25 protein-coding genes are annotated in these 25014 nt (G+C 68.9%); 14 read left to right on the top strand and 11 right to left on the bottom strand.

Annotated features, from left to right (window positions below; all coding sequences use genetic code 11):
• Positions 1-145: 145 nt before the first annotated feature.
• Positions 146-298: a hypothetical protein gene (locus EV644_RS44375; protein ID WP_158292736.1), complete on the bottom strand. Its 153-nt coding sequence runs from the start codon at positions 296-298 to the stop codon at positions 146-148.
• Between the two features lie 126 nt (positions 299-424).
• On the opposite strand from EV644_RS44375, the gene EV644_RS04355 reads away from it, so the two are divergent.
• The 5 genes from EV644_RS04355 (at position 425) to EV644_RS04335 (ending at position 7752) form a co-directional block, all read left to right on the top strand.
• A complete protein-coding gene (locus EV644_RS04355; RefSeq protein WP_132186841.1) occupies positions 425-2470 on the top strand; it encodes a hypothetical protein in 2046 nt (681 codons plus the stop codon).
• Positions 2463-3941, top strand: coding sequence for a hypothetical protein (locus tag EV644_RS04350; RefSeq protein WP_132186842.1), 1479 nt, complete (start codon positions 2463-2465; stop codon positions 3939-3941). Before EV644_RS04355 ends, EV644_RS04350 begins: the two co-directional genes overlap by 8 nt.
• Positions 3942-4031: 90 nt before the next feature.
• Positions 4032-5312: a glycoside hydrolase family 18 protein gene (locus EV644_RS04345; protein ID WP_132186843.1), complete on the top strand. Its 1281-nt coding sequence runs from the start codon at positions 4032-4034 to the stop codon at positions 5310-5312.
• Positions 5313-5560: 248 nt separating this feature from the next.
• Positions 5561-6196 (top strand): phosphotransferase, encoded by a 636-nt coding sequence (locus EV644_RS04340; protein WP_132186844.1) that lies wholly within the window; start codon positions 5561-5563, stop codon positions 6194-6196.
• 68 nt (positions 6197-6264) lie between these two features.
• The gene (locus EV644_RS04335) at positions 6265-7752 is read left to right on the top strand and encodes a peptide ligase PGM1-related protein (protein WP_132186845.1); all 1488 of its coding nucleotides are present in this window, start codon (positions 6265-6267) and stop codon (positions 7750-7752) included.
• 23 nt (positions 7753-7775) lie between these two features.
• On the opposite strand, the gene EV644_RS04330 is transcribed toward EV644_RS04335, so the two are convergent.
• From EV644_RS04330 to EV644_RS04305, 6 genes are all read right to left on the bottom strand, one after another.
• Positions 7776-8423 carry a TetR/AcrR family transcriptional regulator gene (locus tag EV644_RS04330; protein ID WP_132186846.1) on the bottom strand — a complete coding sequence of 216 codons (648 nt, stop codon included), beginning with the start codon at positions 8421-8423 and terminating at the stop codon, positions 7776-7778.
• A complete protein-coding gene (locus tag EV644_RS04325) occupies positions 8413-9144 on the bottom strand; it encodes an ABC transporter permease subunit (RefSeq protein WP_132186847.1) in 732 nt (243 codons plus the stop codon). Before EV644_RS04325 ends, EV644_RS04330 begins: the two co-directional genes overlap by 11 nt.
• Positions 9145-9155: 11 nt before the next feature.
• The gene (locus EV644_RS04320) at positions 9156-9854 is read right to left on the bottom strand and encodes an ABC transporter ATP-binding protein (RefSeq protein ID WP_132186848.1); all 699 of its coding nucleotides are present in this window, start codon (positions 9852-9854) and stop codon (positions 9156-9158) included.
• A gap of 212 nt (positions 9855-10066) precedes the next feature.
• Positions 10067-11053 (bottom strand): pirin family protein, encoded by a 987-nt coding sequence (locus tag EV644_RS04315; RefSeq protein ID WP_132186849.1) that lies wholly within the window; start codon positions 11051-11053, stop codon positions 10067-10069.
• 92 nt (positions 11054-11145) lie between these two features.
• A complete protein-coding gene (locus EV644_RS04310) occupies positions 11146-13320 on the bottom strand; it encodes an MMPL family transporter (protein ID WP_132186850.1) in 2175 nt (724 codons plus the stop codon).
• Positions 13321-13387: 67 nt separating this feature from the next.
• Positions 13388-13939: a TetR/AcrR family transcriptional regulator gene (locus tag EV644_RS04305; protein WP_132186851.1), complete on the bottom strand. Its 552-nt coding sequence runs from the start codon at positions 13937-13939 to the stop codon at positions 13388-13390.
• 105 nt (positions 13940-14044) lie between these two features.
• Between EV644_RS04305 and EV644_RS04300 the strand changes: the two genes are divergently transcribed.
• Genes EV644_RS04300 through EV644_RS04290 form a run of 3 tightly spaced genes read left to right on the top strand, consistent with a single transcriptional unit; the run spans position 14045 to position 15926 of the window.
• Positions 14045-14779, top strand: coding sequence for a class I SAM-dependent methyltransferase (locus EV644_RS04300; protein ID WP_132186852.1), 735 nt, complete (start codon positions 14045-14047; stop codon positions 14777-14779).
• Positions 14776-15657 (top strand): bifunctional methylenetetrahydrofolate dehydrogenase/methenyltetrahydrofolate cyclohydrolase, encoded by an 882-nt coding sequence (locus EV644_RS04295; RefSeq protein ID WP_132186853.1) that lies wholly within the window; start codon positions 14776-14778, stop codon positions 15655-15657. Before EV644_RS04300 ends, EV644_RS04295 begins: the two co-directional genes overlap by 4 nt.
• Complete coding sequence (locus tag EV644_RS04290) at positions 15657-15926, top strand: DUF3017 domain-containing protein (protein ID WP_132186854.1); 270 nt, start codon at positions 15657-15659, stop codon at positions 15924-15926. Before EV644_RS04295 ends, EV644_RS04290 begins: the two co-directional genes overlap by 1 nt.
• Before the next feature lie 88 nt (positions 15927-16014).
• On the opposite strand, the gene EV644_RS04285 is transcribed toward EV644_RS04290, so the two are convergent.
• Entirely contained in the window at positions 16015-17007 is a 993-nt protein-coding gene (locus EV644_RS04285) for a malate dehydrogenase (RefSeq protein ID WP_132186855.1), read from the bottom strand.
• A 300-nt stretch (positions 17008-17307) separates the two neighbouring features.
• Between EV644_RS04285 and EV644_RS04280 the strand changes: the two genes are divergently transcribed.
• From EV644_RS04280 to EV644_RS04270, 3 genes are all read left to right on the top strand, one after another.
• Positions 17308-18465, top strand: coding sequence for a glycerophosphodiester phosphodiesterase (locus tag EV644_RS04280; RefSeq protein ID WP_369410482.1), 1158 nt, complete (start codon positions 17308-17310; stop codon positions 18463-18465).
• A 136-nt stretch (positions 18466-18601) separates the two neighbouring features.
• Positions 18602-19411 (top strand): spermidine synthase, encoded by an 810-nt coding sequence (locus tag EV644_RS04275; protein ID WP_241997742.1) that lies wholly within the window; start codon positions 18602-18604, stop codon positions 19409-19411.
• Positions 19412-19544: 133 nt separating this feature from the next.
• Complete coding sequence (locus EV644_RS04270) at positions 19545-20408, top strand: MOSC domain-containing protein (RefSeq protein ID WP_132186856.1); 864 nt, start codon at positions 19545-19547, stop codon at positions 20406-20408.
• Positions 20409-20769: 361 nt separating this feature from the next.
• Here EV644_RS04270 and EV644_RS04265 read toward each other — a convergent pair whose 3' ends face one another.
• Positions 20770-21558, bottom strand: a complete 789-nt coding sequence (locus EV644_RS04265) for an MBL fold metallo-hydrolase (protein WP_132186857.1) — start codon at positions 21556-21558, stop codon at positions 20770-20772.
• Between EV644_RS04265 and EV644_RS04260 the strand changes: the two genes are divergently transcribed.
• Both EV644_RS04260 and EV644_RS04255 read left to right on the top strand, forming a co-directional pair.
• Positions 21544-22380, top strand: coding sequence for a GlxA family transcriptional regulator (locus tag EV644_RS04260; RefSeq protein WP_241997744.1), 837 nt, complete (start codon positions 21544-21546; stop codon positions 22378-22380). The genes EV644_RS04265 and EV644_RS04260 overlap by 15 nt on opposite strands.
• Positions 22381-22464: 84 nt before the next feature.
• Positions 22465-23682 carry an NADP-dependent isocitrate dehydrogenase gene (locus tag EV644_RS04255; protein WP_132186858.1) on the top strand — a complete coding sequence of 406 codons (1218 nt, stop codon included), beginning with the start codon at positions 22465-22467 and terminating at the stop codon, positions 23680-23682.
• Positions 23683-23740: 58 nt separating this feature from the next.
• Here EV644_RS04255 and EV644_RS04250 read toward each other — a convergent pair whose 3' ends face one another.
• Together EV644_RS04250 and EV644_RS46005 are read right to left on the bottom strand one after the other, a co-directional pair.
• Entirely contained in the window at positions 23741-24001 is a 261-nt protein-coding gene (locus EV644_RS04250; protein WP_132186859.1) for a hypothetical protein, read from the bottom strand.
• 153 nt (positions 24002-24154) lie between these two features.
• On the bottom strand, positions 24155-24526 hold the full coding sequence (locus tag EV644_RS46005) for a CAP domain-containing protein (protein WP_242000999.1): 372 nt from the start codon (positions 24524-24526) through the stop codon (positions 24155-24157).
• Here EV644_RS46005 and EV644_RS46000 point away from each other — a divergent pair.
• The gene (locus EV644_RS46000) at positions 24525-24845 is read left to right on the top strand and encodes a hypothetical protein (RefSeq protein ID WP_242000998.1); all 321 of its coding nucleotides are present in this window, start codon (positions 24525-24527) and stop codon (positions 24843-24845) included. The two genes, EV644_RS46005 and EV644_RS46000, sit on opposite strands and share 2 nt — an antisense overlap.
• Positions 24846-25014 lie beyond the last annotated feature (169 nt).

Genomic DNA, 25014 nt, shown 5'->3' with positions numbered 1-25014 from the left:
ACCCTTTCGGGACGATATTTGGGATCATCCACCGGAAACCGGCACCGCCGACGAGATCCTCGACGCCCTCGCCGAATTTCCGGCGAAGGTCTCAGCCGCAGGATGCCGGTACGGCGAGGCGGAAGGGCGCCACGCCGTTCCTCCGTCACCAGCCCGAAGTCGCCGCCACCGACGCTTCGCCGTCCGGGCGATGCAAATTGCCGGTCGGCGCGCGGGAAATCCGGGGAATGCCGCCTGGAATGCTGTCGATGCTTCGTGGAAATTGCGGAAACACCGTGAGCTGTTTGTTCTGCGGCATTCTGCTTCTACCCTGACCTGGGGAGTGAACGGGCTTCGGGCTGGGGGGCGCGAGATGTCACCGGGTGATCAGGGGCGGAATGGTCAGCAGCGGAATATTCTGCATGAGGCCATCTGGCGGACGCCGGTGCCCAGTTCTCCGCCGGCTTCCGATCCGTACCGGGAGGCGCTCGGGCTGAACCTGCTGGCGCTCGCGCTCCGGCTCGATCATGTTGATCGGCTGTCCGAGTCGCTGCATCTCGTCGACTCGACCCATATGACTCGTTCGGTTGCTGTCGACATCAACCTCGCCAGGTTGACCGATGCCCAGCGCAAGGCCTTGCGGGCTTCGCCGCATGACACGGCTGCGAAGCCGAAGTCGATCTGGCTGCCGCTCGGCCGGACCGCCCGGACCGACCTCGCTCCGATTCAGGTGAAGGACTCGGCCGGTGCTGTGCTGACCACGATCACCCATCGCGCGACCGTCCGGGCGCTCGGGCAGGGGCTGCGTCGCGCGTTCATGATCTGGTTGGACTCGAACCCGGACGCGCACCGGCCCGGCCACGAGTTGCAGAAACTCCGGCACACCCTCTACCGGTCGAGCTGGCTGATCGAGGCCGCCCTGACGAACCTGATCGAGAACGGCAGTCAACCGGCCGTTCGCCACCAGCCGGTGCCGGACCCCAGTGTGACCCGCTCGGTACAGATCCGGCAGACCGCGCACGAGGCCGTCGACATCCTGTTCGCCACCCCGGACAACCCGTTCCTCAGCCTGCTCGAGATGGTCTCGTCGGAGCACCTGCTGGTCGTCGAGGTCGACGCGTCGCAGGATCACGCAGTACTGCGGTACGACGCGCCGGTGCTGCCCGCGTTGGAGAGTGACACGCAGGGGTCGCGTTTCGCCAAGCGGCGCTGGCGTCCGCCGTCCTGGGCTTCGCTGGAGCATGAGTTCACGGTGACGTACGAGACCATCATTCCCCGTGCGGTGAACTCGTACCACGCGACGGTCGAGGTGCCGGAGGAGTTGCGGGTCCGGCGGCTGCTGATGACCAGCGACAACGACGGCTACGCGGTACGGCTGCTGATCGGGGACATGCACGCGCTGGCCGACCAGTACGAGACTCTGGCAGCCACTGCTCCGAATGTGCTCGAGCTCGAGCTTCAGGCCATCGTCTCCCGGGCGGCCGAGCTCGGACGCCGGCGGCACGGCGACCTGGCGGCGTACCACGGGTATGTCAGAGCCTGCTATCGGACCTTCACACACCGGCTGCCCAAGTTCCGCAGCCCGTCGAAGCAGCCCCCGGACGCCGACAAGCTCTGCCAGGACCTGGGGACGCCGGGGCGGGCGCTGGAACGGTTGTGGCAGCTGTCCGAGCTGTCGGAGACCACCGAGGACCTGCGGGAGCTGACCACGAAGCTGACCCAGGAGATCCTGAGGAACTGGGCAGAACAGATCGGAACGGCCGAGCTGCACCTGGATATCCACGTCGACAACGACCCCCGGGAGAACGCCGGCCACACGCACTGGAGCCGGCGGAGCTTCGGTCCGAGCCAGCTGTCGGCGGAACCGGTCAAAGCGACTGTCTATGCGGCGTTCGTCGACGATCCTCCGTCGCTGGCCGCCAGTGTGGGCCGGCTGCTGTTCGCGGTCGTCGCGCTGGTGGTGGCCCTGGCGACGTTCCTCGAGATCGGGCCGTCCGACCTGGCGCAGGCCCTGGTCGACGGCCCGAAAGGCACGCCGCCCACTGCATCAGGTACTGCGCCGGGCGGCGCGCCGGGTACCGGGTCGATCTCGACCGCGGATGCTTTGGTGACCATCCTCCTGCTCGTGCCTGGCCTGCTGTTGTCCCGGCTCGACATCCCGTCCCACCAGACGGTGCTCGGACGGCTGCGGCTCTTCTCGCGGTACGTGGCGTACGCGGCGGTCTCGGTCGCTACCGGGCTGGCTCTGTGTGTCGCCACGCGGAGAAACGACGACCTCGCGTTCCCCCTGGTGATCTCGCTGATCCTGCTGGCTCTGATCGTCGCCTTCGTGCTGCTGGACGGCGGCATCAAGGCCTACAAACGACGGTCCCGGGTCCCGAACAAGGAGGCCGTACCGCGCTGGCTGATCGCGGACATCCGTCGAAAGCCCAGACCCAAGCGCAGAACGGCGGCGGAGTTCTCCACCGTGGGACGGAGCAGCCATGTCTAGGGCGGGGCAGCGGCCGGCGGAGTTGGCGACGGTCCTCGCGCAGGCGGCGAGTTTCGGTGGCCCCGCCGTCGCTTTCGAGGTGGTGCACCGCACTCGCGAGCATCTGACCACGCCGCTGGCCATGCCCGCCGAGTCCGACTGGGCCGGCATCTGCCGCGAGACCCTCGTCTTCGATCTGCCGTCGGCCGGGTTCCGGGTGCACACCGGGTTCGCCGAATCGCCTGCCAGCACGATGGCCGGTCTGGGCTCGCTGGATGCGCGTCCTTGCGCGGGTGGATTCTCCTACCAGGGAACGGCGTCGCTCAATCCGCGCTTTCTCTACGACTCCTCGCGGGACCACGAGCTACTGCTGTCGGTGGGGGAGAAACCGTGGCGGCTCGACCACACGGATTCACTGCTGATGACCAGAATCATGGCCGAGCTGGCGGCGGGCGCGGCGTCCGACGAAACCAGGTCGCCGATCCTCCTGCTGCAGTCGCCGGTGGCGCCATTCCGGAACTGGGCGAAATGGCCGGAGAACCAGTCCGGCGAACCACCGAAGATAGCGCGCGGAGCCGCGATCAGATTGTCGGTCGGGGTGGACGGCGACAACGGTGAGGGACGGTTGGCGCTGATCGGCGAGACGGTCCGGATCGCCCGTGAGTACGGACTCCAGCTGCACCTGGGTGACCGCCGGTTGGGCCGGGTCCGAGGCGAGTGGAAGGGGGCCGTCCAGTTCGCACCTGACCGGTACGCCGAGAAGCGCGGCGAGGTGGAAGCCGCGCCGGGTGATCCCGGCCAGGCGATGCTGGTGACGTTCGTGGGTCCGGCGCGGGTGGGTTCGTCGGCCTCGGTGCTGGAGGCGTTGGCGAAGAGCGGCGTCGGCGTACTCGCCGTCACGATGGCATCCCTGCAGGAGTTGGCCTTCATCAACCTCGTCGTGGCAGTGCCGCCGGGTAGCACTCCTCGGCCTCCGAGGGAGGACCAGCGGGTCCAGCCGGCCGTGGATGGTGTCAATTGGCTGGCAGCGGTGTGCGGCGAGTCGGGTGAGGCGTTGACCGTCCCTCGGGCGATCGACTACCAGGTCTGCCTCACCGGACCCGTTCCCTGGCAGGCCGACACGGAGTACAAGGCTCATCCGTTGTGGCTGCAGTGGCACGCCCCGGTCAGCAAGCACGAGGCGCTGACGGTCATCGACGACGTGATCCTCGAACTCCTGCGCTCCGACATCGTCAGCGACGCGCAGCTCGACTACTGCCGCTCGCGAATGACCGGGGACGGCCGGATCTGCTCCGCCAAGGTGTCGGTGCGGCTGGTCTCGGGTATAGCCGAGGACGATCTCCCCGACAAGCTGAGCGTGCTCTGCCGCGCGACCCAGGCCGAGGTCGAGTGGAAGCGAACGACCCAGGACCCGGACGGCCGATCCGTCGGCCTCAAGGTGGCCTGGCGAGAACGCTGGCTCGGCCGCGTCAGATCGACCGGCGTGGTCTGAAATTGCTTTCGTTAGAGACATTGCGTAAGTCGGTGGGGCGGACCTAGGGTGAGCCGACCCGGTCCCTCACACCGCCCGTTGGGGAGAAGCATGTCGCTGAAACGTCGGAGTCTTGCGTCGCTGGTCGCAGCCGCGGTCGCGGTCCCGCTGGGACTGAGCGCGCTGCCCGCCGAGGCTCACAGTCAGAAGCACGTCGTCGGGTACTACACCCAGTGGAGCGGTTACGACCGGAACTTCCTGGTCAGCGACCTGGTCAAGAACGGCACGGCCGGCAAACTCACCCAGCTCAACTACGCGTTCGGGTTCCTGGACGCGCAGGGCAACTGCGTGAGCAGCGATCCGTGGGCCGACTACCAGCGGCCCTTCACCGCCGAGCAGAGCGTCAGCGGCAAGGCGGACGAACCGGGCCAGGCGCTGGCCGGCAACCTGAACCAGCTCAAGCAGTTGAAGAAGAAGTTCCCGAAGCTGCGGGTCAGCATCTCGCTCGGCGGCTGGACGGGTTCGAAGTACTTCTCGGATGCCGCACTCACTCCGGCCAGCCGGGCCGCGCACGTGAAGTCCTGCCTGGACATGTGGCTGAAGGGCAACCTGCCCGGGGCGCCGGGCGGTGCCGCCAAGGGTGTCTTCGACGGGATCGACCTGGACTGGGAGTGGCCCGGCAGTGAGGGCAATCCGGGCAACGTGATCCGTCCGGAGGACAAGCAGAACTTCACCGCCCTGGTGCACGAGTACCGCAAGCAGCTCGACCGGGCCTCCTGGCCGTTCAGCGGGCGGTACAACCTGACGGCGTTCCTCCCGGCCGCGCCGGAGCAGGTGGACAACGGGTTCGAGGTCAAGAAGCTGTTCCGCGACCTGACCTTCGGCACCACCCAGGGGTACGACTACCACGGCTCCTGGGACCCGATCACGAACCAGCAGTCCGCGATCGACGGGCCGAAGGGTGACCCGTCCACGGAGGAGTTCAGCTCGCAGGTGACGATCGACGCGTACCTGTCCCGGGGCGCGCCGCGGAACAAGCTGGTGATGGGCGTGCCGTTCTACAGCCGCGGCTGGACGGGCGTGACGAACCAGAACAACGGGCTCTTCCAGCCGGCCACCGGCCCCGCGCCCGCGACGTACGAGGCAGGCAACGAGGACTACCGGCGGCTGAAGCCGAAGCTGGCCGACTTCACTGTGCACCGCGACAACAAGGCCGGTTTCGCCTGGCTGTTCGACGGAACGACCTTCTGGACCTGGGACGACCCGACCGAGATGAAGCGCAAGGCGCAGTACATCTCGAAGCGGAACCTGGGCGGCGCGATGATCTGGTCCCTCGACGGCGACACCGACAACGGGGAGCTGATCACCGCCCTCCACCGCAACCTGCGCTGACGATCAGGCCGCCGTCCAGTCCGGCGGCGGGGCTACCGATCCTCCTTCAGAAGGTCGGGATGTCCGGACCGCGCGGCGCGAGCGAGGTGACCGCGACACCCGACCTGGCGGCGCTGGCCATTAGGTGGGTGAAGCGGTCAAGCCGACGGCGCGGTCCATCCCGAGCGCTCGTTCATCGACGTCGGACCTGCTGCCGGAGCTCGGTAATCCACCTGCGAGGTTCGTTGTGGTGCGCGTACGGTGCGGGGATGGACGTGGACGCGGTAGTGGATCGGTTCAACGCTCGTTGGGGTGAACCGATCCACTTGGGGCTCTCGGGTGCGGCACTGGTGCGGCTGGGCAAGGGGGCCGAAACCCTTTACCACAAAGCTGGTTCCGGGGTCGATGACGAGGCGGACCGGTTGGCGTGGCTCGGGGCCACCGGGTTTCCGTGTCCGCGAATTGTTGACCGCGGCAACGGGTGGATGCTGACCAGGGAACTGCCCGGCCGCGATGCCTCACAGCCGTGGTCCGCGAGCGACCGGCCCGGCGTACTCGCGGCGATGGCTGACGGGCTGCGAGCCCTTCACCAGTTGACCGAGTGTCCGTTCGAGTCGCCCTTTCCAGGGGAGCGCGCAGCGGTCACCCATGGCGACTACTGCGCCCCGAACGTCTTCATCGATCCGGTCACGCTCAGCTTCAGCGGGGTCCTCGACATCGGCAGGCTCGGGCTCGGCGATCCGTACCTCGACGTCGCCCTGATGGTGAAGAGCCTGTCCGGCGAGCTCAACCCGCAGTACGGCGGACCGCCCGCGGCCCGCCGTTTCGCCGAGACCTACGGTGCCGACCCCGAGGATCCTCGCATCGCGCACTACATCGACTTGGACAACTCCGGAGCGTACTGACGGGGGCAGTGTGGCCAGGCAGGCGACAGCTCCAGGCGTATTCTGATGGCCTGAGGCGGGAGTGCTGTATGAGGGACTTCTCCGACCTGCAAGGCGAGCTCGGACCAGTGTGGTCGATGAACCATCACGGGGGATCACCTCACGTACTCGTTGCGCTCCCGTCGTTCAGCCTCAGCGAATCGATGTTGTCGCACTACGCGACGCGGATCCCGGCCCTCGAGCACCGGTACCTGCTGGCTTCGCTGATGCTGCCGCGGATCGAGCAGTGCGAGATGATCTTCATCTGCTCCGAGCTGCCTTCCGATGAAGTGCTCGACTACTACGTCTCGCTGGCGCCGGAAGGGCGCAGGGCTGACGCTCGCTCCCGCCTGCGGATCGTCACGGTGGATGACCCCAGTGCCCGTTCGGTTGCGGAGAAGCTCCTGGATCGGCCGGATCTGATCCGTCGCCTCCGGGCGATGATCGGGGGGCGGCCGGCCTTCATCGAACCGTGGAACGTCACTCAGCACGAGGTCGGGATCGCTGTGCGCCTGGATGCCCCGATCAACGGGACGGCGCCCGAACTGTGGCCGCTCGGCTTCAAAGGCGCGGGCCGGCGGCTGTTCCAGGCTGCACGGGTGCCGACGCCGGTCGGCCGCGAGGACGTGCGGAGCGTTGACGAGGTGTGTGCAGCGATCGCCGCCATCCAGCTCGAGCGGCCCGCGGCCCAGGGGGTCGTCGTCAAGCACGACGACAGCGGCGCGGGCGACGGCAACCAGGTCGTCCAGTTGCGCGACCTCGCAGGCCGGCGGCTGCCCGACGCGGCGATCCGCTCACAACTTGAGGCGATGCCGGCTTGGTATCTCGCGGATCTTGCTCACGGCAGTGTCGTCGAGGAGCTCGTCACCGGCGCACACGCCACCAGCCCGAGTGTCCAGCTCGACATCTCCCCTGATGGCGAGGTGATCGTCCTGGCCACGCACGAACAAGTGCTCGGCGGGTCCAGCCATCAGATCTACCGGGGCTGCCATTTCCCTGCCGATGCGGCTTACGCGGCGACGCTGGCGACGTACGCGGAGGCAGTCGGCCGATTGCTCGCGCCTCGCGGTGTCGTCGGCCGGCTGAGCGTGGACTTCTTCGCCGTGCGGGATGCCGCCGACCAGTGGAACCTGTACGCGCTGGAGATCAACCTACGCAAGGGCGGGACGACCCACCCGTACGCCGCGCTGCGGAACCTCGTCCCTGGGCGCTACGACCCGAGGGCCGGGACCTGGTGCACGGCTGACGGGTCGTCCCGGTGCTACGTCGCGACTGACAACCTGGTCGACCCGGCCTGGCTCGGTCTGCCACCTGCGGACGTGATCCGTGCGGTCGCCGAGGCGGGTCTTCAGTTCGACCGTCACAGGAAGACCGGCGTCGTCCTCCACATGCTGTCCTGCTTGGCGGTCGACGGGCGCGTCGGGCTCACCGCGATCGGTCTGACGCACGACGACGCCCAGGCGATGTACGACGAGACCGAGAGGGCGATCTCCGGTCTGTCCGTCAGTTCCCCTGATCGGCGGAGCCTGTCGGTCTGATCAGTGGACGCCACCCGGGTCTTCTATCCCGAGGGTTGGACCTGGATACCAGCGAGCAACGTCCGGATGATCCCCGGGATCTGGTCGGCGAGCGCCTCGCGGGAAGCGCCGGCCACGAGCGCGGTGAAGCCCATCATGATGGTGGGGCCCATGATCAGCATGGTCGCGGATTCGACGTCGAACGCGCCCAGGCGGCCTAGCTTCTGCTCGGCGGTGAGGTAGTCGGCGATGGGCTGGTGTATCCGGTTCGGGCCGAGCGGCTGCCGGTGGATCTCTTCGATGAACCGGTGCAGCAGAGGCGGCTCCGACATCAGGCCGGCCACGGTCGGCAGGGTCTCGGTGACCAGGTCCACCGCAGCCTGCGCGTAGGCGATGAGGTTGTCCTCGACGGTGCCACTGCCGGCAACCGGCAGATTTGTGTCGAACCGGGTCACCGACCCGGCGTACCGGCGGAGCAGGGCGGCGATGAGAAGTTCGTGCTTGGCCCCGAAGTAGTTGTACAGCACGCCGTCGGAAACCCCGGCCGAGCGGGCGATGTCGCGGGTCGTGATGGTGGAGACCTGCCGCTCGCCGAGCAGCTTCTCGGCGGTGTCGATCAGGTGCTCGCGCAGCGCAGTGGCCGGGTCGTCGCCGACCCGGCCCCGCACGGCTCTGGCGCGTCTAGGAGACATCGCGCCTAACCGTAGTCGACACCGCGACGACCGCGAACAACAGCGCGTACGCGGCGAGCACCAGCCCGCCGCCCCACCGTGGCAGGAGGTCGACGGCAGGTGCCGGCACACCCTCCAGCGCCAGCCCGCTGTTGAACGGCAACCAGCGGTCGAAGCCTCCGACGAGCTGGCCGACGATGCCCTCGACCAGGGCGATCCAGGCCAGCGCCGCGGCGACGGCGCCGACCAGGTTGCGGATCAGCGCGCCCAGTCCTACCCCGATCGCGCCGAAGCACGCGTTCCAGATCACGCAGCCGGCCAGCGTCCGCCAGAGCGCCGGGTCGGACAGGTCGAGCGAGCTGCCCTTCCCGGAGAGCCAGAGTGCGGTCGCACCGAAGGCCACCAGGGAGCTGACCAGACCGAGGACGGCACCTGCGGCGGCGTACACCGCGAGCTTCGCGGTGATGACCCGCCCGCGCCGCGGCGTACCGAGGTAGGTGTCGGTGATGGTCCTGTGCCGGTATTCGCCCGCGATGCCGACGATGCCCAGCACCAGGGAGAAGATCGAGACGAGGCCGGCATGCCCGACCGCTCGCAACGGTGTCGCCGGATCGCCGAGGTCCGCACCGTTGACGAAGAGTCCGCTGACACCTGCCAGCACCACCAGTTGCGCGGCAGCCAGCACAAGCAGCGGGCTCCGGACGGTGCGAAGCTTGAGGAATTCATTCTTGATCCCGGTCATCGTCCACTCCTTCACCGTGCGCCGGTCAGGTTGAGGAAGGCGGTCTCGAGCGAATCCTCGCCGAGGCTGTCGAGAGCGCCGGCGAACCGGAGCCGGCCCTCATGCACGATCACGACCTGGTCGACGGTCTGCGCTACCTCGCTGAGCACATGGCTGGAGACGAGGATCGCGCGCCCGTCCTTCGCTTCCTTCCGGAGCAGGTCGCGCAGCCAGGCGATACCGGCAGGGTCGAGCCCGTTGGCCGGCTCGTCGAGGATGAGCACCTCCGGATCCCCGAGAAGTGCCGAAGCCAGGCCGAGCCGCTGCCGCATGCCCAGCGAATAGCCTTTCACCCGGCGGTCCGCCGCTTCGGTGAGACCGACCAGCTCGAGCACGTCGTCAACCCGCCCGGCCGGTACGCCCACCGGCTGCGCGAGCACGCGGAGGTGGTCCCGGCCCCGGCGGCCGGGGTGGAAACCGGTCGCCTCGAGCAGCGCGCCCACGACGCGCCGTGGCTGGGCGAGCTTGCCGTACCGATGCCCTCCGATCAGTGCCTCACCAGCCGTCGGGCGGACCAGGCCAAGCGCCATCCGCAGCGTTGTCGTCTTTCCCGCTCCGTTCGGCCCGAGGAAGCCGGTGACCTGCCCGGACGGCACCTCGAAGGTCAACTCCTCGACGGCGTGCACCGAGCCGAAATGCTTCGTCAGTCCGCGGACCGACACCTCTGTCATGGTCGTCTCCCTTGATATGAGCACATGTTCATGAGCAAGTGCTCATGAGCGTACGCTCATATCCGTCCCGGAGCGAGAGCCCGGCCGGAAATGACGACAGCGGTCCTGCCCGGTCTTCCCGGTCAGGCCCGCTGCTGGAGGAGGCTGAAAGCGTTGCGTCCGAAGAATCTTGGCTCGGGGCCTCAGGTTTCTTCAGACGCAACGCAAGGGTGTCAGTTGGACTCGCGGAGTTCGGTCGGGGCGCCGTGGACCGCGGGGATGGAGCCGAGCTTGCCGGCCTGGAAGTCCTCGAAGGCCTGGACCACCTCGGCGCGGGTGTTCATCACGAACGGGCCGGCCATCGCGATCGGCTCGCGGATCGGGCGGCCGCCGAGGACGAGCACGTCCAGGTTCGGCTCCGCCTGCGGCTGGGACAGCGCGGCCGCCGTACGGATCGTGTCGCCGGGGCCGAAGACCGCGAGCTGACCCTTGCGGATCGGGCGGTGCTCGGCGCCGACGGTGCCCTGACCGGCCAGGACGTAGACGAGCGCGTTGTAGTCGGGCTGCCAGGGCAGCACCAGCTCGGCGCCCGGGCTGACCGTGGCGTGCACCAGGGTGATCGGGGTGTGGGTCGATCCCGGGCCGTCGTGGCCGTCGACCGAGCCCGCGATCACGCGGATCAGCGCGCCACCGTCCGGGGTGGACAGCAGGGCGGAGTCACCGCCGCGGATGTCCTGGTACTTCGGGGCGGCCCACTTCTGCGCCTTCGGCAGGTTCACCCAGAGCTGGATGCCGTGGAAGAGGCCGCCGCTGAGCACCAGGTGCTCCGGCGGGGTCTCGATGTGGAGCAGGCCGCTGCCGGCCGTCATCCACTGGGTGTCGCCGTTGGAGATGACACCGCCGCCGCCCTGGGAGTCCTGGTGCTCCATGATCCCGTCGAGCATGTAGGTGACGGTCTCGAAGCCGCGGTGCGGGTGCCACGGGGTGCCCTTCGGCTCGCCCGGCGCGTACTCCACCTCGCCCATCTGGTCCATGTGGATGAACGGGTCCAGGTCCCGCATGTCCACGCCGGCGAAGGCGCGGCGTACCGGGAAGCCCTCACCCTCGAAGCCGCTGGGGGCGGACGTCACCGACCGGACCGCGCGCTCGTTCGCGACGGCCGGGTCGGGCTGGTGGACGCGGGGCAGCACGGTGATGTCGCTGACGGTCACGGCGGGCATGGCGGGTCTCCTCGCTCGTAGGTAGTTAAAGAATAAACTAACTGCTCCAACCGTGACAACCCCTCGGGCATTCCGCCCTCGAGCGTGAGGGGTCAGTCGACGCTGACGAGGTCCTTGTCGGTGGGCTTCGGGGTGGTGGTGCGCAGGTTCTCGCCCTCGATGTCGACCTTGGGGGTGATCCGGTCGAGCCACCTGGGGAAGAACCAGGCGCGGTCGCCGAGCAGGGTGAGCACGGCCGGGACCAGCGTCATCCGGACCACGAAGGCGTCGATCAGTACGCCGATGGTCAGGCCGAAGCCGATCGTCTTGATGATCGGGTCCTCGACCAGGATGAAGCCGGCGAACACCGCGGCCATGATCAGCGCGGCGGCCGTCACCACCCGGGCGCCGTGTCCGACTCCGGCGATCGTCGCCTCGGTGGCGTGCTTGCCGTGCACGAACTCCTCGCGGACCCGGGACACGATGAACACCTCGTAGTCCATCGCCAGGCCGAACAGCACGCCCATCATGATGATCGGCAGGAAGCTGACCAGCGGACCGGGCGAGTCCACGCCGAGCAGTGAAGCGCCCCAGCCCTTCTGGAACACGGCGACGGTGATGCCGAAGGTCGCGCCGATGGTGAGCAGGAACCCGAGGGTCGCCTTCAGCGGGACCAGGACCGACCGGAACGCCAGCAGCAACAGCAGGAACGACAACCCGATCACGACGAGCAGGTACGTCGGGAGCGCCTTGGTCAGCTTGTTCGACACGTCGACGCCGACCGCGGTGTTACCGGTGATCGAGATCGAGGCGTCGCCCGAAGCCAGCGGATGGACGGCCGTCCGTAGATCCTTCACCAGGTCAGCCGTCTGCTCCGAGGCGGGACCGCTCGCAGGGATTACGCTCACGAGCCGGGTGGATCCGTCGGCGCTGCCCGGTCCGGGAGCCACCGCGACGACGTCCTCGAGGCCCTTGCTCTTGGCCATCACCTGCTCGACGAGTCCGCCGGTCGTCGCCGCGCTGTCGCTCTTCACCACGACCACCAGCGGACCGTTGGACCCTGGGCCGAAAGCGGCCGCCGCCAGGTCGTAGGCCACCCGCTGGTTCGTCCCGGCGGCAGCGGACGCGCCGTCCGGAAGAGCGAGTCGCATGTCCTGCGTGGGAATCGACAGCACTCCCAGCCCGATGATGCCGACGGCAACGACCGGGATGCGGAAGCGCGTCACCAGCCGGGCCCAGCGGAACCCGAACCCCTCGGTGGCAGGCGTCGCCGCGGTCTTCCGGATCTTCCGCGGCAGCACCCGCCGGCCGACGAACCCGAGCATCGCGGGCAACAACGTCAACGCCACCAGTACTGCGGTCAGCACGGTCGCGGCGGCGGCGAGTCCCATCGCCGTGAGGAACGGGACGCCTACCAGGCTCAGCCCGGCAAGGGCGATCACCACTGTGGCGCCGGCGAACAACACGGCCGAACCGGCGGTCGCCGTGGCTCGCGCGACCGATTCCTCTTCATCCATCCCGGCGGCCAGTTGGGTGCGGTGCCGCGAACTGATGAACAGCGCGTAGTCGATCCCGACCGCGAGCCCGAGCATCAAGGCCAGGATCGGTGCCGTCGAGGAGACGTCCACCACCGAGGTGACCAGGAACAACCCGGCCATACCCGCGAGTACGCCGATCAGCGCGGTCAGCAACGTCATCCCCGCGGCGACCAGCGAGCCGAAGGTCACCACCAGGACGACGGCCGCGATCGCGACGCCGATCACCTCGGTCGAACCGATCTCCGGCGGACCGCCGACGACCTGGCCGCCCGGAACCACCTGCAGGTCTGCCGTGCTCAGCGACTTCAGGTGGTCGTACGCCTCGGTGCTCGTCTTCGCCAGTTCATCGGCCGGCTTGGCGAACTGGACGCTGATCAGGCCGGTCGCGCCGTCCGGGCTGATCGCCTTGCTGGTGAAGGGATCGACCGCGCCGACGACCTCGGGCAGCTGGTTGACCTTGGCAACGGTCGCGCCGACCGCGGCCTTGATGGTGGGGTCCGCCAGTGTCTTCCCCGCCGGTGCCTTCACGACCACGGTCGCCGAAGCGCCGCTGGCGGCCGGCAGATCCTTGGCCAGCGCGTCCAGGGCGCGCTGCGACTCGGTGCCGGGGATCGAGAAGGTGTTCGCCGTCTGGCCGCCGAGCGTCAGCGCGCCGACTCCCAGCAGCACGAGCACGAACGTCCAGATCGCGGCCACGAGCCGGCGGCGCTGGTAGGAGAACCGGCCGAGCCGGTACAGGAGATTGGCCATCAGAAGTGCGTCCGTTTCGCTGGTACTGGCGGGAAACAGCAGGAGTAGCGGGGCGGGGACGGCAGGCTCACGCGGGCAGCCGCAGTATTCGGCGCAGGGCCGTGTCGCAGAGCGCGTGCAGTTCGGTATCGGTGCGCTCGCCCGAGTGCCGGCACTCGCCGAGCAGCCCGTTGATGGCGAACTCGGCCAGGGCCCGCTCGAGCGGGTCGTCGCTGCCGGCCAGGAACTCGGTGAGCCGCAGGCCGGCCGCGATCAGGTCGGTGAACTCGGGCATCTCGTCGATCGTCGGCAGCACGTCCTGGAGCACGTTGACCACACCCCGGAACTCGACCGCGAGCTCGACGAACCGGGTGATCGCGAGTTCCTGGGCCTCCGCCGGAGGCAGTTCGGCGGCCGCCGCGTTCAACTCGGCCAGGGCAGCTCGCGACGGCTCCAGTACTGCGGACAGCACCGCGGGCTTGCCGTTGAAGTGATAGAGCACGGTGGCCTTGGAACAGCCGGCGGCGGTCGCGATGTCCTGCAGGGAGGTCGCGCTGTAGCCCTTGCTCTGGAACAGCACCATCGCCTGCTGCACGATCTCGCGCCGGGTGCGCTCCCGGACAGGGGTGGTGGTCGCCATGACGCCCATATTCCTGACCGATCGGCCAGGAATCAACCGATCGGTCAGGGCTGTGCTGCACCTCACGTGCATGGGTTGACCGCCGGAGACGGTACGGTTCGCTCTGTGGAAGGGACTGAGGTACGCAAACTGGTCGCCGTCGAGGACAAGCACTGGTGGTATCGCGAACGCCGGGCGCTGCTCGCCCGTCAGCTCAGGGCGATGGCTGCCGAGGGCGACGGGCAGTCCAAGGCGCTCGACATCGGCGCGGCGGGTGGGGGCAACACACGGGTGCTGCGCGCGCACGGGTGGGCCGCGACCGCGCTCGAGTACGGCGAGGAGGGCGCACAGGTTGCCCATGAGCGCGGCATCCCCGTGATCCGGGCCGACGCCCGGTGCCTGCCGCTGGCCGACCAGTCCCATGGCCTGGTGGTCGCTTACGACATTCTCGAGCACCTGGCGGACGACGGTCTCGCCGCCGCCGAGATCTTCCGGATCCTCCGTCCCGGCGGCGTCGCGCTGATCGCCGTGCCGTGCGACATGAAGCTGTGGAGTGCGCATGACGTGGCGGTCGACCACGTGCGCCGCTACGACCGGGACGAGCTGGTGCGGCTGCTCCAGTCGGCCGGCCTGGAGATCGAGGACATCCGGTCCTGGAACGTGTTGCTCCGGCCGATCGCCGCCTGGCGCCGCAAGCGGAGTACGGGCAGTGATCTGACGGAGATGTCGTCGGCCGTGAACATGTTCCTGAGTGCGGTGATCGCCGGCGAGCGGTATCTGCCGGTGGGCGGGTTGCCGGGCATCTCGCTGGTGGTACGTGCCCGACGGCCGGTCGGCGCATGGCAGACTCTTTCCTCGTGACGGCGCAGATTCTGGATGGCAAGGCGACCGCGGCGGCGATCAAGAACGAGCTCGCGGTCCGGGTGGCGAAACTGGCCGAGCAGGGCGTCGTGCCCGGGCTGGGCACCATCCTGGTCGGCGACGACCCGGGCAGCCGGGCGTACGTGGCCGGCAAGCACCGCGACTGCGCCGCCGTCGGGATCGCCTCGATCGAGGTCGAGCTGCCGGCAGAGGCCACCCAGGACGAGATCGCGGCCAGGGTCGTCGAGCTCAACGAGAACCCGGCGTGCACCGGCTTCATCATCCAGCTGCCGCTGCCGAAGCACGTCGACACCAACGAGATCCTCGGCCTGATCGACCCGGCCAAGGACGCCGACGGCCTGCACCCGGTCAGCCTCGGCAAGCTGGTGCTCGGCCAGGACGGCCCGCTGCCGTGCACCCCCAAGGGCTGCGTGGAGCTCCTCCGCCGGTACGACGTACCGATCGCCGGGGCGCACGTGGTCGTCATCGGCAGGGGTGTCACCGCGGGACGCCCGATGGGGCTGCTCTTCACCCGGCGGTCCGAGAACGCGACCGTGACCCAGTGCCACACCGGCACCCGGGACCTGGCCGCGGTGGTTCGTACCGGTGACATCGTGATCGCGGCGGCCGGGTCGGCCGGGCTGATCACGGCCGACATGGTCAAGCCGGGCGCGGTACTGCTGGACGTCGGCATCAGCCGCAGCGCGGAGGGCAAGATCGTCGGCGACATCGAGGCCGCGGCCCGCGAGGTGTCGAGCTGGATCGCGCCGATGCCGGGCGGGATCGGCCCGATGACCCGGGCGATGCTGCTGACCAACGTGGTCGAGGCCGCCGAAGCTGCCCAGTCCGCGGTGGCTCAGTCCGACCAGGCCGGGTGATGGCGGGCGAGGCCGAGCGGCGTGGTGAGTGGCCGCTGGTGTTGTCGGTGGCGGTGTGCGCTGTCGGCCTGGTGATCCTCACCTTCTACAACTGGCGCAACGGAGTACTGATCTTCTCCGGCGGGGTGCTGCTCGCCGCGCTGCTCCGGGCCGGCCTCAGCGACAACGCGGCCGGTCTCCTGCACGTTCGCAGCCGTACGTTCGACACCCTGCTCCTGCTGGGCGTGGGCGCCGCGATCCTCCTGCTCGGCCTGATCGTTCCCAACTGATGCCATTGCCTTAAGCAACCAACTGCTCAGGCGCCCAATGCAGCAGAAACCCCCGGGGAGATCCCCGGGGGTTCCTTTGGGTATCGGTTCAGCCGAGCAGGCCGAGAGCCTGGACCGCGTCGCGCTCCTCGCCGAGCTCCTGGGTGCTGGCGTCGATCCGGGCGCGGGAGAAGTCGTTGACCTCCAGGCCCTGGACGATCTCGTAGTTCCCGTCCTTGGTGGTCACCGGGAACGAGGAGATCAGCCCCTCCGGCACGCCGTACGAGCCGTCGGAAACGACCGCCATCGACAGCCAGTCGCCGTCGGCCGAGCCGCGCAGCCAGTCGCGCGCGTGGTCGACGGTCGCCGCCGCGGCGGACGCGGCCGAGGAGGCGCCGCGGGCCTCGATGATCGCCGCGCCACGCTTCTGCACGGTCGGGATGAAGTCGTTCTCCAGCCAGTTCTGGTCGTTGACGACCTCGGCGGCGTTCTTGCCGGCCACCTCGGCGTGGAAGATGTCGGGGTACTGCGTGGCGCTGTGGTTGCCCCAGATCGTCAGCCTCTTGAGGTCGGTCACGTGGGTGCCGGTCTTCTTCGCGAGCTGGGCCAGCGCGCGGTTGTGGTCCAGCCGGGTCAGCGCGGAGAACCGCTCGGCCGGGATGTCCGGGGCGTTGCTGCGGGCGATCAGCGCGTTGGTGTTGGCCGGGTTGCCGGTCACGGTGATCCGGATGTCGTCCGCCGCGTGCTCGTTCAGCGCCTTGCCCTGGACGGTGAAGATCGCGCCGTTCGCCTCCAGCAGGTCACCGCGCTCCATCCCCTTGGTCCGGGGGCGGGCGCCGACCAGCAGGGCCACGTTCGCGCCGTCGAAGATGGTGTTCGGGTCGTCGCCGATCTCCACCCCGGCCAGGGTCGGGAACGCGCAGTCGTCGAGCTCCATCACGACACCCTCGAGCGCCTTCAGGGCCGGGGTGATCTCCAGCAGCCGGAGCTCCACGGGCGTGTCCGGGCCGAGCAACGCACCGCTCGCGATGCGGAACAGCAGGCTGTAGCCGATCTGGCCGGCGGCGCCGGTGACGGCGACCTTCACGGGTGTATTGCTCACGACACGCTCCTCAAGAGGTTTCATCGACGGATTTCCTTCGGACGCTAGCAAGTCCCGCGCCGCTGAGCGACGGTGGGGCTGGTGATCCGCACCACCGGTCCACCGACCTCCCGCCCGATCCGTTCACCCGCCGCCCGCCCCGTGCACCACCGGCCTCCCGGCCGGTCCGTTCACCCGCCTGAGGTTCACCCACCACCGGTCTTCCGCCCGCCATTCACCCGCTGGACGCCGGTACGCCGCCGGACTGTCTCCGCACCGGCCGAGGGTGTGGACAGTCCCTGACTTGTAAGGAGAATCACGATGATGCGAACGGTGCTGCCCCGCCGGTTCGTCCCGATCACCGCCACGGTCCTCGCCGTGGGCGCCGCGGTCCTCGCGCCGCAGGTGACCGGCAAGACCACCTCCCAGCCGACCGCTACCCAGACCTCCGCCCAGAGCTCCCCGACCGCCGGCAAGCACGACGATTTCGTCATCGTCGGGCATCGCGGCGCCTCGGGCTACCGGCCCGAGCACACGCTGGCGTCGTACGAGCTGGCCGCCCGGATGGGCGCCGACTACATCGAGCCGGACCTGGTCACGACGAAGGACCACGTGCTCGTCACCCGGCACGAGCCGGAGATCGGCGGCACCACGGACGTCGCCGTCCACCCGGAGTTCGCCGCCCGGAAGAAGACCAAAGTGCTGGACGGTACGCCGCTGACCGGGTGGTTCACCGAGGACTTCACCCTGAAGGAGCTCAAGACGCTCCGCGCGAAGGAGCGGATCCCGGCGGTCCGGCAGCACAACACCGTGTTCGACGGGCGCTACCAGATCCCCACCCTGCAAGAGGTGATCGACCTGACCAAGCGGCTGTCCCGCGAGCTCGACCGGCCGATCGGCATCTACCCGGAGACCAAGCACCCGACGTACTTCCAGCAGCAGGGCCTCGCGCTCGAGCCGGAACTGGTGAAGACGCTGAACCGCAACGGCCTGAATCGGCCGGAGGCGAAGGTGTTCGTCCAGTCCTTCGAGGTGGCGAACCTCAAGACACTGGACAAGCAGCTCCGGGTCCCGCTGGTGCAGCTGACCAGCTCCGCCGGCGCGCCGTACGACTTCGTCGCCAGTGGTGACAAGCGGACGTACGCCGACATCGTCAGCGCCAACGGGCTTCGCGACGTCGCCCGGTACGCCGATGGGGTGGGTCCGTCGAAGGACCAGGTCATCCCGGTCGACGCCACCGGCAAGCTCGGCACGCCGACCGCGCTCGTCCGGGACGCGCATCGGGCCGGGCTGGTCGTCCACCCGTACACGTTCCGGGTGGAGAACAGCTTCCTGCCGGTGAACTTCCGCAGCTCCACGGTCGCCGCCGAGTCCGGCAACCTGTTCGGCGAGATCGCGGCATACCGGCAGGCGGGCATCGACGGGTTGTTCTCCGACAACACCGACATCGTCGTGGCCGCGGAAGCCGAGTCCCGCTGACGGCAATCTGAGAGCGGCCGCTGTCGGAGGTATCTGACGGGCGGTGCTCGCTGTCCGAGCGGTCTGCAGGGGTGGGCGTCGCTGTCGGCTGTTCGGCCGACGGCGGCGCCGCCCGGCGGGCTGGTTAGATGAGGTGATGATCGAGCGCAAGGTCGCCACCGGGACGGCGACGGTCGAGGCCGAGGCGGACGGGACGTTCGTCCTGCGCGTCGACGGATCGCTGCAGTCCCAGGTCGATCTGGCCGACCCGTCCCACCTGTCCTTCGAGTACGTTCGCCGGATCGGCGACGTCCTCGACGCCTTCGCCCCGCGACGCCAGGCCGTCTCCGTGGTCCACATCGGCGGCGCCGGGCTCACCCTGCCCCGGTACGTCGCGACCACCCGGCCCAGGTCCCGCCAGATCGTGCTCGAACCGGACGAGGACCTGACCGAGTTCGTCCGGGAGACCCTGCCGCTGCCGAAGCGGGCCGGGATCAAGGTCCGCGGCGTCACCGGGCGGGCCGGTATCGCCGAGATCTACGAGGACTCCGTCGACCTGGTCATCGTCGACGCCTTCGTGCACGAGGCGGTCCCGGCCAACCTGGTCACGCTCGAGTTCGCCCTGCAGTGCACCCGCGTACTGCGTCCCGGCGGGGTCATCGTGCTCAACCTGATCGACGGGTCGGCCGGGCTCGCGTTCGTCCGGCGGGTTGCCGCGACCATGCTGAGCGGAGTCGGCGACGGCGTGGTGCTCGCCGAGCGCAAGGTGCTGCGTGGCAAGGGTTTCGGCAACGTCGTGCTGGTGGCATCACCGCGGTCGGTGCCGGATCTGGTCGCACCCGGGCGACGCGCGCAACCGCCGTACGACGTGCTGCCGCTGGGCGAGTTGGCCGGGAAGGCGAATCCGCTGACCGACTCCGAGGGTTTCGTGTCCCCGGCCGCGCCGTCCGGCACCTTCGGCAGGTAGGGCTGGAATGCCCTGCGCCGCGAGCACCAAGGAACATCCGACGCAGGGCACCAACCCGGAGAACTGGACAATCTGCGGTCAGGTTCGGTCAGCGAGCGGGCGGGACAGGGGTGACTCCGGGTAGCTTTGCCGGGTGTCCGTCGCCAGAGTCGCTGCCCTGACCTACTACCCCGTGAAAGGTCTCGCCGGGGTGTCCGTCGAGCATGCCGAGGTGACACCGACCGGCCTGCTGCACGACCGGAGCTTCATGCTGGTCGAGCCCGACGGCACCTTCCTGAGCCAGCGCAGCGTGCCCGCGATGGCCCCCCTGCGTGTCACCGTCCTCGGCGACGGCGAGGCGCTCAGGCTGTCCGCCGACGGCGCCGGCGACCTCGAAGTACCGGTCGCGTACGACGGGAAGCGGCGCGACGTGAGCCTGTTCGGCAAGTGGTTCGGCGCCGGCGTGGTCCAGGACCCGGCCGCGGACGAGTGGTTCTCCGAGCGGATCGGGAAGCCCGCGGGGCTGGTGCGGGTGACGCCCGAGCACGAGCGGCCCGGCTGGGGCGTGCACAAGGGGCAGACCGGCTTCGGCGACGCGCACGCGCTGCTGATCACCTCCCTGTCGTCCCTGGACGGCCTGAACGAGCGGATCGTGGAGACGGGCGGCGACCCCATCCCGATGAACCGCTTCCGGCCGAACCTCGTCATCTCCGGCTGGGACGAGCCGCACACCGAGGACAAGGTGCTGCGCGCGTCCGCGGGCGAGGTGGAGTTCGGGTACGCCGCTCGTGCGATCCGCTGCGCAGTACCGACGGTGAACCAGGCCACGGGGGAGAAGAGTGGACCCGAGCCCACGCGCACCCTCGCGCAGTACCGGCGGCAGCCCGACTACGGCGGCGGCGTCAGCTTCGGCATGAAGGCGGCGGTGCTGAGGTCGGGGCGGATCGCTGTGGGCGATGAGATCCTGGTACAGGAATGGCTGCCGCAAGGTCCCGACCCTGCCCCCGCCAGCCGCTAATCTTCGAGACTCCACTGACCTCTGGGGAGTCGGCGCGCGTCGCACCGGAGGCCCATCAACTAGCACGCAACGGCGTACGGACCGACAGGAAGTACCGCGTTCTCGCTGCGCCTCGACCGCCTTGGTGAGCGTGGAGGGTGACGTTGCCAGCGGCAACTTCCTGTTGTTCGGTACGGCCGTGCCGGGCGAGGACGTGGCCCGCTGCGAACGACAGGGCTACTCGCCGATGCTTCAGTTCCAGTGCTGTCACCTGAGCGCCCTCCGCCTGCTAGTGCCCTGCGTCGGATGCTCCTTGGCGCTTGCGGCGCCCAGGCACGCACCTCACCGCCGCAATCACTCAAACAACATCCGACGCAGGGCACTAGAAGGTCATTGGGGTGCCTGGGGTGGGTAGGTGGAGGCGGTTGGTCAGGTTGGCGGTGGTGAAGGTTTTGGTCAGGTGGTCGGGGCCTTCGGTGAAGTGGGACCAGCCTTCGGTGTGGACGGGGACGATTGCGGCGGGGGTGAGGAGGCGGGCGGCTTCGGCTGCGGCCTCGGAGGTGAGGGTGAGCGGGGCGCCATCCAGGAGGGTCGTGCGGGCGGCGCCGGCGAAGAGGAGGGCTACGTCGACAGCGCCAGCCGCGACGCCGGGGATTGTGCCAGCAGAGAGCCGCGCGACGATCTCGGCGACCAGGCCGACTGAGGCGTTGTCGCCGGAGACGTAGAGCGTCGGCAGGTCGGTGCCGCTCAGCAGGAAGCCGGTGACGACGCCGGTGATGGGTTCGGCGCCTTCGGGGCCGTGGCGGGCGGGGAGGCTGGTGACGGTGAGGGTGCCGCCGTCGGGGCGGGGGAGTTCGATCGACTCCCACGTCTCCAGGCCGCGAACGCCGTCGACGCGAGTGGCGGCGGCGGGGGTCGACAGCACCAGCGGGATCCACGGCAGCAGGGCGCGGCCGGAGTCGTCGAGGTTGTCCTTGTGCTGGTCGTGGGAGAGCAGGACGGCGTCGATCGGGCCGAGGTCGGCGGGCTGCACAGCAGGGCCGGTGAGCTTCTTCATCACGCGGCCGGGCAACTGGTACTCGCGCGGCTCGTCGAACGCGGGATCGGTCAGGAAGGCGAGGCCGCCGAGGCTGATCAGGGCGGTCGGTCCGCCCACGTGGGTGATCTTCATGCCTCCATCGTTCACCGCGAGATCCAGCTGAACCACCTGTACGTCGAACGCGGCCTCGACGTGATGAGCCACGCGGACCTGGTGATCCTGCCGAGCTGGGACCCCGAGCGCGAGCCTTCCGGCTTGCTGGTCGAGGCGATCCGCGAGGCCCACGCACGCGGTGCGACGGTGGTCGGCCTTTGTATCGGGGCGTTCCTGGTTGCGGCGAGCGGGATCGCCGATGGCCGGGAGGTGGTGACGCACTGGCGCTGGGCGGATCGCCTGGCCGCGCAGTACCCGAAGGTGAAGGTCCGGGCGGACGTGCTCTGGTCGGACCTCGGCGACCTCGTCACCTCGGCCGGTACGGCGGCTTCGCTCGACTGTTGTCTGCACCTGGTTCGCACGCATCACGGGGTCGAGTTGGCCGAGCGCCTGGCCCGCGCGATCGTGGTCGCCCCGCACCGCAGCGGCTCGCAGGCGCAGTACATCCCGGTGCCGGTGCCGCCGGATCCGTCGGACGACGTGATCGAGCGGGCGATGGTGTGGGCCCGGTCGAGGCTTGACCAGCCGGTCTCGCTGGACGAATGGGCCGCGGCGGTGGCGCTGTCCCGGCGTACGTTCACCAGACAGTTTCGCCTGCGAACCGGCAGCAGCGGCCAGGCGTGGCTGCTCAGGCAGCGGCTGGATCGGGCCAGACTGCTGCTGGAGACCACCGACCAACCGGTCGAGCGGATCGCGACGGAGAGCGGATTCGGCTCCAGCGCGGCCCTCAGGCATCACTTCCACCTGGTCCTCGGTACTACGCCGCAGCGCCATCGCCAGGACTTCAAGGCCCCGAGGTGACAGCGCAGCGGCGCGCGATATATCTTGACGTCAAGAAAACTATCTTGATGTCAAGAAACATCTGACTGAGGGGAACGACCCACCATGGCCAAGATCAAGGTGACCAACCCCGTCGTCGAGCTCGACGGCGACGAGATGACCCGGATCATCTGGCAGTTCATCAAGGACCGCCTGATCCACCCCTACCTCGACGTCGACCTCGAGTACTACGACCTCGGCATCGAGCACCGGGACGCCACCGACGACCAGGTCACCATCGACGCGGCCAACGCGATCAAGCAGTACGGCGCCGGCGTCAAGTGCGCGACCATCACGCCGGACGAGGCGCGAGTCGAGGAGTTCGGCCTGAAGAAGATGTGGGTCTCCCCGAACGGCACGATCCGCAACGTCCTCGGCGGCGTGGTGTTCCGCGAGCCGATCATCATCTCGAACATCCCGCGGCTCGTCCCGAGCTGGACCAAGCCGATCATCATCGGCCGTCACGCCCACGGCGACCAGTACAAGGCGACCAACTTCAAGGTCCCCGGCGCCGGCGAGCTGACCATCACCTTCACCCCCGAGGACGGCTCGGAGCCGATCCAGCACGTGGTCGCCGACTACGGCCCCGACGGCGGCGTGGCGATGGGCATGTACAACTTCAACAAGTCCATCGAGGACTTCGCGCGCGCCTCGTTCTCCTACGGCCTGCAGCGCAACTATCCGGTGTACCTGTCCACCAAGAACACCATCCTCAAGGCGTACGACGGCGCCTTCAAGGACATCTTCCAGAGCATCTTCGACGAGGAGTTCAAGGAGGAGTTCGACCAGAACGGGCTGACTTACGAGCACCGGCTGATCGACGACATGGTCGCGTCCGCGATGAAGTGGGAGGGCGGCTACGTCTGGGCCTGCAAGAACTACGACGGCGACGTGCAGTCCGACACCGTCGCGCAGGGCTTCGGCTCGCTCGGCCTGATGACGTCGGTGCTGATGACGCCGGACGGCAAAACAGTCGAGGCCGAGGCCGCGCACGGCACCGTCACCCGGCACTACCGCCAGCACCAGCAGGGCAAGCCGACGTCGACCAACCCGATCGCGTCGATCTTCGCCTGGACCGGTGGACTGAAGCACCGAGGCAAGCTGGACAGCACCCCCGAGGTGATCGGCTTCGCCGAGGCCCTCGAGCAGGTCTGCGTGGAGACCGTCGAGGAAGGCAGGATGACCAAGGACCTCGCGCTGCTGGTCGGCAAGGACCAGGAGTGGCTCAGCACCGAGGCCTTCCTGGCCGCGCTGGACGAGGACCTGCAGAAGAAGGTCGGCTGACCTCAGGCCCGTACGGCGGACCGCGCCTCCCGCCAGGGGGTCGCGGTCCGTTGCCGGTTCAGAGCAGCAGGAAGAGGGTGTAGAGGGCCGGGGTGGCGAAGGTGACCAGCAGGATCCAGGCCATCATCTTGTGACCGGGCTTGGCGCCGTCGAGGTTGGAGACGAAGTGCACGACCGCGCCTTCCTCGGTATGGCGGCTCAACCCCATCCGCTTGGCGTCCTCGGGCCGGCGGTCGGGCCGCTCGTCGGCGAGCGCGTCGGGTGGAATGCCGAACAGCGCAGGCCGGGCAGCTTCGAGATCGTCTCGCTCGCCGTACATCCGGCCTCCCGCAGAGTGGGTGGAGGCTCAAGCTAACCCCGCGCCGGAGGCTGACTCAAGCACCTTCCCCCATCGTCCCACCCACAAGACGAAACGGCGGCCCGAGCCTCGCCGAGCCGCCGTCCGGTACTTCGCCAGGTAGTCACCCGACCACTACTTGAAGTCGACCACCCACGCGACCCGCGTCTTCTCTTTACAACCCACTCCAAGGATGCCGCAGGCGAAACCGCCGTCCTTGTAAGTGGAATCGCCGCGGCCGACGCCGAGCTCGTCCAGCCCGCAGTTGAACAGGGTCCCTGAGCTCTGCGACCTAAGCCGTTCGAAGGCCTTTTTCGCGGACATCCCGTCGCCGCCGGCCGCCGCCTTGGACGCCTCGGTCTCGGAGACGTCCCCGCTGGCGGCTCGCCCCTCAGCGTCGTTGCGAGCGCTGCCGGTCAGGTTGCTGTTCCGGCGCAGCGGCGCGCACCCGTTGGTCGTCCGCGCCTCGTCGACCAGCGAGAACAGTTCCGCCTCTTCCCCGCTCATGCTGCCGTTGTCTGCCGGCGGCGGAGGGGCGGACGGCGTCGGCGTTCTCGACGAGGAGGTGGTGGTCGTCGGCCGGTCGGACGGGTCCGGATCCTCGGTGGTGCCGGTGCTCGGTGGCGTCGACGGCTCCGTGCCGGTGCCCGGGCCGTCCGTGGAGCCGCTCGTCGGTCCGTCGGTGGGAGTCGTCGACGAGATGTCGCCGGGAGTCACCGGCGCGGACGGCTTCGGCGTACGGGTGGACGGCGACGCGGTCGGGCTCCCTGGGTCGTCCGGAGCCATCGGCGTGGCCCCGGTCGGCTGGTTCGTCGTGATGATGTAGGTGTCGTCGTCTCTGGTGACGTACGGAACCGAGGCGTCGGCCTGGTCCGCTTGCGGTTGGTGCAGCAGGATCCAGGAGATCGGCGTGATCACCAGCGCCAGCGTGCCGAGTGCCACCAGGGCGCGCCGGGCCCGGGACGGGGTCGAGGCTGCCCTCCTGCTCGGCCGGC

The organism is Kribbella orskensis (genome assembly GCF_004342085.1).
Lineage (GTDB): Bacteria > Actinomycetota > Actinomycetes > Propionibacteriales > Kribbellaceae > Kribbella > Kribbella orskensis.
Note: the sequence above shows the minus strand (reverse complement) of the source record. Positions and strands in the feature narration are given on the sequence as shown.